The sequence below is a fragment of the Streptomyces sp. V4I23 genome, assembly GCF_030817975.1.
Classification (GTDB): domain Bacteria; phylum Actinomycetota; class Actinomycetes; order Streptomycetales; family Streptomycetaceae; genus Streptomyces.
This window is the reverse complement of the sequence record NZ_JAUSZW010000004.1, coordinates 6,258,731-6,270,767: the sequence shown is the minus strand read 5'-3', so window position 1 is coordinate 6,270,767 and position 12,037 is coordinate 6,258,731. Positions and strand designations below refer to the sequence as shown.

Below are 12,037 nucleotides of genomic sequence, written 5' to 3'. Positions count from 1 at the left end.
GCCTTTCCCCACCCCGCCCCTTCCCGTAACCGGGGGCTCCGCCCCCGGACCCCCGCGCCTCAATCTCCCTCAGACTCCGTCCGGGGGTGCCCCCAGGGCGAGGCTGGATTTCGCTGCGCGAAATCAGCCCGTCTGGGGGTCCCTCCCACGGCCGCCAGGCCGTAGGGGGAGATTGAGGACACCGCGCGAAGCGCGGTACCGGGGCCTGGGGCGGAGCCCCAGTTCGGGAAGGGGCGGGGTGGGGAACCTCACTCCACCCGGTCGTACGCCGCGCGCAGGCCCTCGCGGGCGGCGGCCAGCGCCGCCTCGTGCGAGAGGCCGAGGCGGCGCACCTCCGCCGCGAACGTCGCCGCCGCCGCCGCGGCCTGGCGGGCCGCCGCGTCGCCCGCCGCCGCCACGAACGTGCCGTTGCGGCCGCGGGTCTCGATCACGCCGTCGCTCTCGAGTGCCCGGTACGCCTTGGCCACGGTGTTGGCCGCGAGGCCCAGTTCCTCGGCCAGGCCGCGGACGGTCGGCAGCCGGTAGCCCACCGGCAGCTCGCCCGAGCGGGCCCGCTCGGAGATCTGGGCGCGCACCTGCTCGTACGGCGCGTCGGCGCCTTCCGGGTCGATGGTGATGTTCAAGGTCACGGCGCGATTGTCCCCCACCGCACCGATATTGGGAGGCGCGGCGGCACGGCGGCACGTAGCGTGCGGCCCCATGACTGTCATCGTCCGAGATCTCCGTGCCGACAGCGCGGAGGACGCCGAGGCCGTGACCCGGATCCGGCGTGTGGTGCTTCCGTTCGACGTGACCACCCCCGAGTCGGTCCTCTTCGGCGTGCGTACCGCCAACCCGGCCAAGAAGTACCGCCTGCTGGTGGCCGAGCGGGACGGCGCCGTCATCGGCATGTCGCATGTCGGCATCGCCTACGACGCCGCCGAGCCCGGACTCGCGTACGCGAACCCGGTGGTCCACCCCGAGCACCGGGGGCAGGGCGCGGGAGGGCTGCTGCTGGGCACGGCCGAGGAGCATCTCGCCGGCGAAGGCGCTCGCTCCCTGTTCTCCTGGGTCGAGGACACCCCCGCGTGCCGGGCGTTCGCCGAGAAGCGCGGCTTCCGTCCGAGCCGCGCGGCGCACTTCCTGCGCCTCGGCCTGGCGGCCGGGACGCTGCCCGGCCTGCCGCCCCTTCCGGCCGGGGTCGAGCTGCGGACGGCTTCGGACTACGAGGACGACCCGCGCCCCCTGTTCCGCGCGGACGCCGAGGCGACGTCCGACGAGCCGAGCGACGTCGGTGCGGACTTCACCGACTACGACGACTGGATCCGTCACACCTGGGAGAACCCGCTGCTCGACCGCGGTCTGTCCACGGTGGTCGTCGTGGACGGCGAGATCGCCGCGTTCACCGCGGCCATGACCGACCGCGAGACCCGCTATCTGAGCGGCATGACGGGCACGATGCGTGCCCACCGGGGCAAGGGCTTCGCGAAGCTCGCCAAGACGGATTCGCTGCGCCGGGCCAGAGAGGCCGGTTTCACGGACGCGTTCACGAGCAACGACGCCGACAACGGTCCCATGCTGGCGGTCAACCGGTGGTTCGGGTACGAGATCTGCGCCTCGGAGGTCCGGCATGTCCGCACTCTCGGCTGAGGTCCGCCTGGTCAAGGCCGGGGCTACGAAGATCCGTTACCCGGCGGAGCTGCTCTCCGACGACGGCACGCATCTGGTGGTGCGGGCTCCGTGGGCCGCCCCGGGGGTCCGTGACTTCGGCTTCGTGCGGTTCGAGCCGGGGGATGTGTTCACCGAGCACTACTGGCGCGACCGGTGGTACTCGGTGAAGGAGGTCCGCACGGGCGCGGGCGTGCTCAAGGGCTGGTACTGCGACATCACCCAGCCCGCCGTGGCCGGCGGCGGTGAGGTGGTCGTCGAGGACCTGGACCTGGACCTGTGGGTGTCTGCGGACGGGCGGACGGTCCTGCGTCTCGACGAGGACGAGTTCGCCGAGAGCGGCCTCGCCGACCGGGACCCGCAGGCGGCGGAGGAGGCCGTGCGCGCTCTCGACGAGCTCGAACTCCTCGCCCGCGGCGGCTCCTTCAGCGACCTCCTCGGCTGACCGGCAGCACCACCGCCCGGTCCGGACTGTCCGCGTCGTACGCGACGGGGTCGCCGTCCTCGTGCCAGTGGACGACGAACCTCTCCCCGGCGCGGTAGGCCTCCAGCCCTGCCCGGCAGTAGGCGACCATGTCGCCGGGCAGGGCGTCCAGCCGGTGCCAGGCGATCTCGGAGCACTTGTCCGGCTCGCGGTTGTACGGCTCACCGGCCGCTTCGTGGTCCGCCTCGAAGAACCAGCCGGTGCGCGGCTGCCCGCCCGGGCCGCGGTGCTGCATGACCAGGGCGGCCCGCAGATCGCCGGGCGCCAGCTCGACGCCGATCTCCTCGGCCGCCTCGCGCACCATCGCGGCGCGCACGTCCTCGCCGTCCTCGACGTGGCCCGACGGTCCGTTCCACAAGCCGTCGCCGTAGCCCGTGTTCGCGCGGCGGGCGAGCAGCACCTCGTCCCCGCGGCGCAGCACCAGGTGCACGTCGATCACCTCGGTGTGCCGGCGGGGCGCTGCCGTGCACGCCACCAGCGCGTAGCGCTCGTCGTCGACGGCCCTGCCCCACAGGGCCGGGTCCTGCGACAGGGGTTCGTGGTGGATCCGCTCGGCCAGCGGTGCGAGGGCCTCGGTCAGCCGCTCGGCCGGCAGTCCGTCGCCGCCCCAGACGCCTTCGACGAGGACGAGCCGGCCGCCCGGGCGCAGGAGGGAGGCCCAGTGGCGCAGGACGGCCTCGGGATCGGGCAGCAGCCAGACGACATGCCGGGCGAGGACGACGTCGAACCGGCGCTCGCCGACCGGGGGCCGGTCCGCGGTGCCCTCGAGGATCTCGGCGCCTGTGCCGGCAAGCTTGGCCCGTGCCCGGGCGACCATGCCGGGCGAGAGGTCGACACCGGTCACCCGGTGGCCCTGCTCGGCGGCGAGGAGGGACAGACTGCCCGTGCCGCAGCCGAGGTCGAGCACGTCGGACGGGTGCGGCGGCAGCCACTGCCGGAGCCGCTCCGCCCAGGCACGCCGGACCACCGGGTCCGCGAGGCCATGGTCGGGCTCCTGGTCGAAGGTGCCCGCCATGGCGTTCCAGTCGATCGTCGTCATGGTCCGATCGTCGCAGCCGCCACTGACAACGGGCCCCTGGCGGGCTCCTGTTCAGGTCAGCGGCTTGCGGTAGTGGAAGCGGTCGTACTGCCCGTCGACCCGGCGCTCCACCAGTTCGTAGCCGTAGCGCTCGTACAGCTTCTGGTTCTCCCACATCTTCGCGTTGGTCAGCAGCCGCACCTCGGGCAGGCCGAGTTCCCGTGCGCGCGATTCCACGAAGGCCAGCAGGCGGCGGCCGAGGCCGGTGCCCTGGGCATCCGGATGGACGGCGATGTTGTCGAGACAGAGGTGGTCGGCCTCGGCCCTCAGGACCACGAGGCCGACCACCGGTTCCCCTGTCACGAACACCCGCCCCGCTGCCACGTCGGCCGCGTGGTCGGCCTCCATCGGGGCCGGTACGAGACCGATCCGCTCGATGTAGTGGTGATAGGCCGCGTCGGTCACGGCCTTCACCCGCGGAACGTCGTCGGTCAGTGCGTGGGGGTCCCCCCACGCCCGCAGGGGCGGAGGGGGAGGATGTCCGGTGTCATGCCGACACAGTACGGCGGCGGACGATCACCTTCTTCAGCAGCGGCCACGCCAGCAGGATCACGATCACCGCGTACACGGTCACGGAGAAGGGGGTGTTGACCAGGCCCGTGACGCTGCCGTCGCTGATCTGCAGGGCGCGGCGCAGCTGCTGTTCGGCGGCCGGGCCCAGGATGACGCCGATCACCGCGGGGAGCACGGGCAGTCCGTAGCGCCGCATGCCGAACCCGATGAGGCCGATGACCAGCAGGATCACCAGGTCGAGTGCCTCACCGCCGACGGCGTACGCGCCGACCGCGGCGAAGAACAGGATGCCCGCGTAGAGATACGGCCGCGGGATGCGCAGCAGCTTCGCCCAGACCGGCGCGAGCGGCAGGTTGAGCGCGAGCAGCAGCACCATGCCGACGAATAGGGAGGCGATCAGGCCCCACACCAGGTCGGGTTCGCGCTCGAAGAGCAGCGGTCCGGGCTGGATGCCGTACTGCTGGAAGGCGGCCAGCATCACGGCGGCGACGGCGGTGGTCGGCAGACCGAGCGTCAGCATCGACACGAGCGTGCCCGCGGCCGACGCGGAGGCCGCCGACTCGGGTCCGGCGACGCCCTCGATGGCGCCGCGGCCGAACTCGTCCTTGTGCCGGGACAGCCGCTTCTCGGTCACGTAGGAAAGGAAGGTGGGGATCTCCGCACCGCCGGCCGGGATCGCGCCGAACGGGAAGCCGATGACCGGCCCGCGCAGCCATGCCTTCCAGGTGCGCTTCACGTCGGAGCCGGCCAGCCACGGGCGTCCGACGGGGATGGGCTCGCCCGCCGTGCGGCGCAGGTGGGCGGCGACCCACAGGGCCTCGCCGATCGCGAAGAGACCGACGGCGACGATGACGACGTCGATACCGTCCGCGAGCTGGAGCGAGCCCAACGTGAGGCGCTGCTGGCCGGTCATCTGGTCCAGGCCGACGAGGCCGATGGTGAGGCCGATCAGCAGGGAGGCCAGTCCGCGGATGCGGGAGGAGCCGAGCACCGAGGTGACGGCGATGAAGGCCAGCACCATGATGGCGAAGTAGTCGGGCGCGCCGATGTCGACGGCGAGGCCGGCGACCGTGGGGGCGAGCGCGACGAGCAGGATCGTGCCGATCATGCCGCCCGTGAAGTGGCCGACGGCGGCGGCGGCGAGCGCCTGGGCGCCCCGTCCGGCCTTCGCCATCGGATTGCCCTCCAGCGCGGCGACGACGGCCGCGCTCTCGCCCGGGGTGTTGAGCAGGATGGAGGTGGTCGAACCGCCGAACATCGCGCCGTAGTAGATGCCGGCGAACATGATGAACGCGCCGGTCGGCTCCAGTCCGTACGTCACCGGCAGCAGCAGCGCCACCGCCATCGCCGGGCCGATGCCGGGCAGGACGCCGATCGCGGTGCCGAGCAGCACGCCGATCACGGCCCAGAGCAGGTTGACGGGCGTCAGCGCGGTGCCGAAGCCGTCGAGAAGGGAGTTCAGGGAATCCATCAGAGCACTCCCATCAGCGGGCCGCCTGGCAGCGAGACGCCGAGCAGGTTGTTGAACACGAAGTAGGTGACCACGGACAGGACCGCGGCGATGAGCGGATCACGGTCGTGGTGTCTGCTGCCGAGCGCGAAGGCGGAGCCCCAGAAGAGCAGCGCTCCGGCGACGGGGAAGCCGAGCGGGCCGATGAGCGCGGCGAAGGCGAGGAAGACGCCGCCGAGGAGCAGGACCGTGCGCCAGTCGCTCGGCTCGCTCAGGTCGATGTCCTCGCCGCCCTCGGCCTCGCCGCGGCCGCCGCGCAGGACGTCGACCGCGAGGAGGACGGCGACGACCAGCAGGCCGCAGCCGACGACGACGGGGACGGTCCTTGGTCCCACCGGTCCGCGCTGGGCGATGTCGACGTTCATGGTCAGCGCGTCGGTGAGGACGAGGACGCCGATGACGAGGAGCAGCAGGCTCACGCCGAGTTCGGAGTGCTCGCGCAGCCAGGAGCTGCGGCCGTCGGCGGTACGGGTGGTGTCGGGGGCTTCGGCGCTCACAGTCCCAGCTCCTTCAGCACCGAGTCGACCTCGTCGTCCTGCTCCTCGAGGAAGTCGCCGAAGAGATCGCCGGTGAGGAAGGCGTCGTCCCAGCCGTTCTTCTTCAGGGACTCCTGCCACTGCTTCGACTTGTGCATCTCGGTGACGAGCCGTATGAGCTTGTCGCGCTCCGCGTCGCTCAGTCCGGGCGGTGCGACGATGCCGCGCCAGTTGGTGAAGTCGGTGTCGAGACCGGCCTCGCGCAGGGTGGGGGCGTCCAGTCCGGGGACGCGCATCGGGCCGGTGACGGCCAGCAGCCGCAGCTCTCCGGACTTGATCTGGTCGAGGTACTCGCCGACGCCGGAGACGCCGAAGGCGACCTTGTTGCCGAGGATCGAGGCGAGCAGTTCGCCGCCGCCGTCGAAGGGGACGTAGTTGACGGACTTGGGCTCGATGCCGGCGGCCCGGGCCATGAGCATGGGCGCGAGGTGGTCGGGACCGCCGGGCGAGGAGCCGCCGCCGACGGCGAGCTTGCCCGGGTTCTTCTTCCATGCGTCGACCAGCTGGCCGATCGTCCTGTACGGGGAGTCCTTGGAGACCACGACGATGTCCTGCTCCTCGGTGAGCCGGGCGATCGGTGTGGTGTCGGCGAGGGTCTTGGGCGCCTTGTTGGTGTGCACGGCGCCGACGACGCCGAGCCCCATGGACATGGCGAGCTTGCCGTTGCCGTGCTCGCCGACGAGGCGGGTGAGCCCGACGGTGCCGCCGGCTCCGGGGAGGTTGAAGACCTCGATGCCGTGGGTGAGCCCGGCGTCCTCGGCGTTCTTGGCGGCGGTGCGGGCCGTGATGTCGTAGCCGCCGCCGGGGGTGTTGGGGACCATGAAACGCAGGCCGGGGATCTGCGTGCCGGTGTCGGTGCCGCCGTCCGTGGAGAGCAGCGGCGGCACGGCGAACACCAGGAGCACGGCCCCGAGCAGGGCGATGGAGGTGCGCAATCGCACGGGAGGCCTCTCATGAGCGGTGAGTAGGAGCTGTGAGGTGGCCCACATGTTGCCTGCGCGTTAAGAAGCTGTCTCTCTTCCGGAATCAACGGACGTTGTGGTCCTTGTGGTAGCGGCTTAGCGTGGCGGCGTGACCAAGGTGCTGGTGGTGGACGACGACTTCATGGTCGCCAAGCTGCACAGCCGCTATGTGTCCGCGACGGAGGGGTTCACGGTCGTCGGCGTGGCCCACAGCGGTGCGGAGGCGCTGCGCGCCGCGGAGCGGCTGCGGCCCGATCTCGTGCTGCTCGACGTGTATCTGCCCGACATGGACGGGATCCGTGTGCTGCGCGAACTGCGGGCGGCCGAGGCGGGCGACCCGGACCGGGTGAGCGCGGACGCACTGTTCATCACGGCCGCACGGGATGCGGCGGTGGTGCGGTCCGCGCTGCGGGCGGGGGCGCTGCACTACCTGATCAAGCCGTTCAACCAGGCGGCGCTCCAGGAACAGCTGCGGCACGTGGCGTCGCTGCGTTCTCGGCTGGACCGGCTGGACGAGGCGCGCCAGGAGGACGTGGACCAGATCTTCGGCACCCGCCCGCCGGGGTCGCGCGAGCTGCCGAAGGGGCTCGCCCCGCACACGGCGGAGCTGGTCGAACGCATCCTGCGCGACCACCCGGGCGACCTGTCGGCCTCGGAGTGCGCCGAGGCGGGCTCACTGTCCCGCGTGAGCGCCCGCCGCTACCTGGAGTACTTCGCGGAGACGGGCCGCGCAGAGGTGACGCTGCGTTACGGAGGCACGGGCCGCCCGGAACGCCGCTACCGCCGCGTGGGCTGATCCGCGGTTGTTCAGCAGGACGCCGCCGGTGGCTGGAGCGCGTGAGGTGCCGTGCCCGGCTCTCGCCGGGCACGGCACCTCACGTTCCTGAGGGGGGAGCTTCAGGTTTACGGAAACGACGTGGCGCCAGGCGTCGGCGCGTCGCGCTCCTCCCACGTGCCGCACTCGTCGATCACCGACCCAGTGCGCTCGCAGACAATGGTGTGCACGGTCCCGGCTGTGGTGATCACGTCGATGACGATGTCATTGCCATCGGTGGGGCCGACGTCGATGGACACTCCGCAGGCGCCCTCGGGTACGTCTCCTCCCTCATCGGAGAGGTCGTCCCAGTCGATGGTCCCGAGGGGAGTGAGCTCGTCTCCGACGTAGGCGATTCCGCCACTGGTCGCCGCGTAGAAGGCTCCGCCGCCGGCTGCTTCCTGGCGGACGGTGTCGATCTCGAAGCACCCGTCACCGTCACCGTCGTCCGGCCTGTCCTTGTCCTTGTCCTTGTCCCTGTCCCTGTCCTTGTCCCTGCCGGGTTCGGGGGCCGTCGTGTAGAGGGCTTCCAACCCGGTGGACGCAAAGGTCGGCACAGGTTCGGCGCTCAGGCCCTGAGCTGCCGCCGGTACCGCACCCATCGTCCCAACCAGCGCGACGGCGGCCAGCGAGGTGCCCGCGCCCATTGCCAGCCGCGTCGCCCACCGCGAACGGCGCAGCGGCGGCGATACGGCTCTGCCTCGAGCATGCATATAACGCTCCCTTGTCGATTGGCCCCGGAGACTTCCGGGGTACCGTTCCATTCTTTGCGGGCAACCGATCCCTTCCACTTCTGATGAGCTGTCCGAATGACCCCGGTTGAGCCGCATGGTTGACGGTGGGAACAGCAGCAGCCGGTGACCGTCTCTGCGAGCGCGCCCAGTCGCACGTCGACGTGCTCGTCCACTCCGGCCTGCGACTCTCGGGGACACGCTCTTTCTGCGAGCAGGGAGCCACACCAGGCGGCACGAGGCAGCTCTCCCGAGCATCGAACCCGGCAGCGCCCCTGCCGAGAGCACACAGGTCACGGTGGAGATTGATGGTGTCGCGCAGGCCGCCGGCCGGTCACCTGCTCACCCTCGCCAAGGACGGCGTCCCCGACGGGAGACATCTGCACCGTGAGGACAGCAACGGTCTGAGCGATGGATCCATCGGGTTGGTCTTGGAACGATGCGACGACGAAGACTGAGGGTCCAGACGATGACAAATCGTCATGCAGGTTGAAGGAGGGCCGCATATCAGATCATCCTTGCCACCATGAGTCTTGTCTCCACCTCCTTGGACGTGCCCTTCATGGGCGACTACGCCCACGACTGGGCCCTGGTCGATGTGGAGACCTCGGGGCTCATAGCTCGGCGAGACCGCGTACTGTCCGTAGCAGTGATCACGATCGGTCCGGACGGCGAGCAGACCGGCGAGTTCTCGACACTGCTCAATCCGGGGTGCGATCCGGGGCCGGTGGAGGTGCACGGGCTGACCGTCGAGCGACTGCATGGGGCGCCGACCTTCGACCAAGTCGCCGGGCGAATCGGAGCGATGCTCCAGGAGCGGGTCCTGGTCGCCCACAACGCCCAGTTCGACTACGACTTCCTGGCCTACGAGTTCGCCCGTGCGCGGATGTGGCTGCCGGTGTCGCAGCGGCTGTGCACACTGGCGCTGAATCGCCAGGTGGATCCGCCGACGGACGACATGAAGCTCGGCACCCTCGCCGCCCATTACGGCGTCCCCCAGCAGCGTGCTCACGATGCGCTGGACGACACCCGTGTGCTGGCCGGGATCCTGTGGGCATCACTGCGCGAGGCAGCGCGGCTCGATCTGCCCCTGCCGCTGGTGACCTGCCCGCCGCGGGCAGAGTCCCCGTTCACGCCGAAGCCGCCGAAGACTCCCTGCGCGTACCGCAATCCGGGACGGCTGGCTCCCGGCGGACCTCTCCAGCAGGGGATGAAGGTCGCGATCACCGGTGAGACCGCCCATGCCCGAGCGGAGCTGGTCGGGCGGGCGGTTGCCACGGGGCTGAACATGATGACCTCCGTGAGCCGGCACACCAGCCTGCTGGTCACCAATGAACCGGAGTCCGATTCGGCGAAGTCCCGACGCGCGCTCGCCGAAGGCGTGCCGGTCATCGACGAGCACACCTTCCTAAGGCTGTTGGCCGACGTACGGCCGGGGACGGCGCATGAGGCGACGGCCGTCGCTGTCGTCCCAGTGGCTGAGCCGGAAGCAGAACCAGTCGTCGGACCCGTGGAGCCGGTGCCGACCACAACCTCTGCCGCACCCGTTCCCGAAGCAGCAACCCTCCCTACTGCCGCCCTCGATGTGTCAGTACCCGCTCCGCGCCGAGCGGAGCCCTCCGCCGGCACCTTGGACAAGCCCCTGGCGGGGCGCCGCGTGCTGGTGCTCGGTGGTGCCCATGCCGATGCCGCGGCGACTCGTTCCCGCATCGTCGGGCTGGGCGGGTCCGCAGCGGTCAACCTGTCCGCCAGCGTCACCGACGTCGTGCTCCTGCCGGGAGGGGAGGGTGACCGGCGCATGAGCCGCATCACCGCCCTCGGGCTCCCCGTGCACGACCTCCCCTGGCTCACCGCTCCGACCGCCGCTTCCCCGGCCGAGGCGACTCTCCGGCTTCAGCAGCCGCACGTGATGCCGAGAGGCGGGGTCATCGACCTGCCCATGCCGCACGGCAGACCCGCGCCAGAGTGGTATGTCACCGCCGGCTGGGCCCCGCAGTCCGGCTACGAGATCGACGTCGTCGCCTTCCTCCTCGACGAGGACGAACAGGTCAACTTCGACGGAGACTTCGTCTTCTACGGAGCTCCGGAGAGCCCGGCCGGGACTGTGCGGCTGCTGACCGGCGGCCCGGCCGAACAGACCATCGCCCTCGATCTGGCTTCCCTGCCGCCCGCGACGCACAAGGTCGTCGTCGCTGCGGCCATCGACGGCGCCGCCACCTTCGGGACGGTCGGGGCGATCCAGATCGGCGCGGCTCCCGGCAGCAGCGGGGCCCCCCTTGCCCGGGCCACCCTGGATGCCGCCACCACCGAACGCACCATGCTGCTCGCGGAGATCTACCGCAGGGGCCCGGTCTGGCGCCTACGCGCCGTCGGCCAGGGCTACGACCACGGCCTCGATGTCCTGGTACGCGGATACGGGGTCGACATCGCCGACTGAACGACGGTGCCGGAGGCACTGGACGAGCACGGACGCGACGCCCTCGGTCCCAGCGGTCAGACGAGCCGAAGGGGCCCGGTTCCTGAGCCCCTTCTTAGCGTCACCTTAAGCAGAGCATAAGGATCGCCATTCCCCGCTCCCAGCAGGCGATTTCGCGGTGATCAGGGGCTAGCTTGCTGATCGCCGGGGCCGGTTCGAGCAGTCGGCGCCGTAGTCCTACGGGGGGCCGCACCGCCGGTTCGAGCCGGGCCCCGCCCCTCACGCCTCCGCCGCCATTCGAAGGAGAACGTCACCATGACCGCTCGCCGCAGGGCCGCCACGGTCGCCGCACTCGGTCTCGCCCCGGTCGCGCTGGCCGGCCTGGCCGCCGCTCCGGCGGCCGCCCACGGGTCGATGACGGATCCGGTCAGCCGGGTGTCCGCCTGTTTCGCCGAGGGGCCGGAGAGTCCGGTGTCGCAGGCGTGCAAGGCGGCGGTCGCGGCGAGCGGCACGCAGGCGTTCTACGACTGGAACGAGGTCAACATCGCCAACGCCGCGGGCAACCACCGGCAGCTGATCCCGGACGGCGAGCTGTGCAGCGCGGGCCGTGACAAGTACAAGGGACTCGACCTGCCCCGCGCCGACTGGCCCTCCTCGCCGCTCGCCTCGGGGAACCACACCTTCCGGTACAAGGCGACCGCTCCGCACAAGGGATCCTTCGAGTTGTACCTGACGAAGGACGGCTACGACCCGACGAAGCCGCTGAAGTGGTCCGACCTGGAGGAGAAGCCGTTCGCGAAGGTCACGAACCCCAAGCTGGAGAACGGCGCGTACGTCTTCGACGGCGTCGTGCCCAACCGGTCGGGACGGCACCTGGTCTACTCGATCTGGCAGCGCTCGGACTCCCCGGAGGCGTTCTACACGTGCTCCGACGTGGTGTTCGGCAAGGACAGCGGCGGTGTTCCCGCGCCGGCCGCCTCCGCGCCCTCGGACCAGGAGATCGCACAGGGCGCGGACAAGTCGACGGTGGACCACGGCGGTCACGGCGGTGACGACCACACGCAGGCGGTGGATGCGGCCGCTCCCGCCGAGAAGCCCGACGCGGCGCCGTCGCCCGAGCCCGCCGACAACGCCCCCGAGGCGAAGGGCGCCGGTACGCCGTCCGCCGCCCCGCAGCCCGCGGGCGAGAACCTCGCCGAGACGGGCGGCGACAGCAGCACCACGTACATCGCGATCGGCGGCGCCGCCGCTCTCGCCGTCGGCGCCACGGCACTGTTCGGGCTGGGCCGCCGCCGGCCCGCGGCGTCGGGCGGACGCCACAGCCGCTGACACTTCCCGAGGCCCGA

The 12,037-nt window shown here is 71.2% G+C and carries 12 protein-coding genes; 5 read left to right on the top strand and 7 right to left on the bottom strand.

Annotated features, from left to right (window positions below; all coding sequences use genetic code 11):
• Positions 1–248: 248 nt before the first annotated feature.
• On the bottom strand, positions 249–629 hold the full coding sequence (locus QFZ82_RS30775; protein WP_307716241.1) for a GntR family transcriptional regulator: 381 nt from the start codon (positions 627–629) through the stop codon (positions 249–251).
• 70 nt (positions 630–699) lie between these two features.
• Between QFZ82_RS30775 and QFZ82_RS30770 the strand changes: the two genes are divergently transcribed.
• Both QFZ82_RS30770 and QFZ82_RS30765 read left to right on the top strand, forming a co-directional pair.
• Positions 700–1,629 (top strand): GNAT family N-acetyltransferase, encoded by a 930-nt coding sequence (locus QFZ82_RS30770; protein WP_307716240.1) that lies wholly within the window; start codon positions 700–702, stop codon positions 1,627–1,629.
• A complete protein-coding gene (locus QFZ82_RS30765; protein WP_307716239.1) occupies positions 1,610–2,092 on the top strand; it encodes a DUF402 domain-containing protein in 483 nt (160 codons plus the stop codon). The genes QFZ82_RS30770 and QFZ82_RS30765 overlap by 20 nt, the downstream gene beginning before the upstream one ends.
• On the opposite strand, the gene QFZ82_RS30760 is transcribed toward QFZ82_RS30765, so the two are convergent.
• The 5 genes from QFZ82_RS30760 to QFZ82_RS30740 form a co-directional block, all read right to left on the bottom strand.
• Positions 2,073–3,170: a methyltransferase domain-containing protein gene (locus tag QFZ82_RS30760; RefSeq protein WP_307716238.1), complete on the bottom strand. Its 1,098-nt coding sequence runs from the start codon at positions 3,168–3,170 to the stop codon at positions 2,073–2,075. The genes QFZ82_RS30765 and QFZ82_RS30760 overlap by 20 nt on opposite strands.
• A 51-nt stretch (positions 3,171–3,221) precedes the next feature.
• Positions 3,222–3,623 carry an N-acetyltransferase gene (locus QFZ82_RS30755; protein ID WP_307716237.1) on the bottom strand — a complete coding sequence of 134 codons (402 nt, stop codon included), beginning with the start codon at positions 3,621–3,623 and terminating at the stop codon, positions 3,222–3,224.
• 73 nt (positions 3,624–3,696) lie between these two features.
• Entirely contained in the window at positions 3,697–5,193 is a 1,497-nt protein-coding gene (locus QFZ82_RS30750; protein ID WP_307716236.1) for a tripartite tricarboxylate transporter permease, read from the bottom strand.
• Complete coding sequence (locus QFZ82_RS30745; protein WP_307716235.1) at positions 5,193–5,729, bottom strand: tripartite tricarboxylate transporter TctB family protein; 537 nt, start codon at positions 5,727–5,729, stop codon at positions 5,193–5,195. The genes QFZ82_RS30750 and QFZ82_RS30745 overlap by 1 nt, the downstream gene beginning before the upstream one ends.
• Positions 5,726–6,709 (bottom strand): tripartite tricarboxylate transporter substrate binding protein, encoded by a 984-nt coding sequence (locus QFZ82_RS30740; protein ID WP_307716234.1) that lies wholly within the window; start codon positions 6,707–6,709, stop codon positions 5,726–5,728. The genes QFZ82_RS30745 and QFZ82_RS30740 overlap by 4 nt, the downstream gene beginning before the upstream one ends.
• A gap of 130 nt (positions 6,710–6,839) precedes the next feature.
• Here QFZ82_RS30740 and QFZ82_RS30735 point away from each other — a divergent pair, with 130 nt between their 5' ends.
• A complete protein-coding gene (locus tag QFZ82_RS30735; RefSeq protein WP_307716233.1) occupies positions 6,840–7,526 on the top strand; it encodes a response regulator in 687 nt (228 codons plus the stop codon).
• Positions 7,527–7,633: 107 nt separating this feature from the next.
• Here QFZ82_RS30735 and QFZ82_RS30730 read toward each other — a convergent pair whose 3' ends face one another.
• Positions 7,634–8,257: a hypothetical protein gene (locus QFZ82_RS30730; protein WP_307716232.1), complete on the bottom strand. Its 624-nt coding sequence runs from the start codon at positions 8,255–8,257 to the stop codon at positions 7,634–7,636.
• A gap of 544 nt (positions 8,258–8,801) precedes the next feature.
• Between QFZ82_RS30730 and QFZ82_RS30725 the strand changes: the two genes are divergently transcribed.
• The gene (locus QFZ82_RS30725; protein ID WP_307716231.1) at positions 8,802–10,712 is read left to right on the top strand and encodes a TerD family protein; all 1,911 of its coding nucleotides are present in this window, start codon (positions 8,802–8,804) and stop codon (positions 10,710–10,712) included.
• Positions 10,713–11,006: 294 nt separating this feature from the next.
• Complete coding sequence (locus tag QFZ82_RS30720; protein ID WP_307716230.1) at positions 11,007–12,020, top strand: lytic polysaccharide monooxygenase; 1,014 nt, start codon at positions 11,007–11,009, stop codon at positions 12,018–12,020.
• Positions 12,021–12,037 lie beyond the last annotated feature (17 nt).

Bases quoted from the DNA above. Each gene is read 5' to 3' on its own strand.
- QFZ82_RS30770 (WP_307716240.1), top strand. From the start codon at position 700: ATGACTGTCATCGTCCGAGATCTCCGTGCCGACAGCGCGGAGGACGCC.
- QFZ82_RS30765 (WP_307716239.1), top strand. From the start codon at position 1,610: ATGTCCGCACTCTCGGCTGAGGTCCGCCTGGTCAAGGCCGGGGCTACG.
- QFZ82_RS30760 (WP_307716238.1), bottom strand. From the start codon at position 3,170: ATGACGACGATCGACTGGAACGCCATGGCGGGCACCTTCGACCAGGAG.
- QFZ82_RS30750 (WP_307716236.1), bottom strand. From the start codon at position 5,193: ATGGATTCCCTGAACTCCCTTCTCGACGGCTTCGGCACCGCGCTGACG.
- QFZ82_RS30730 (WP_307716232.1), bottom strand. From the start codon at position 8,257: ATGCATGCTCGAGGCAGAGCCGTATCGCCGCCGCTGCGCCGTTCGCGG.
- QFZ82_RS30725 (WP_307716231.1), top strand. From the start codon at position 8,802: ATGAGTCTTGTCTCCACCTCCTTGGACGTGCCCTTCATGGGCGACTAC.
- QFZ82_RS30720 (WP_307716230.1), top strand. From the start codon at position 11,007: ATGACCGCTCGCCGCAGGGCCGCCACGGTCGCCGCACTCGGTCTCGCC.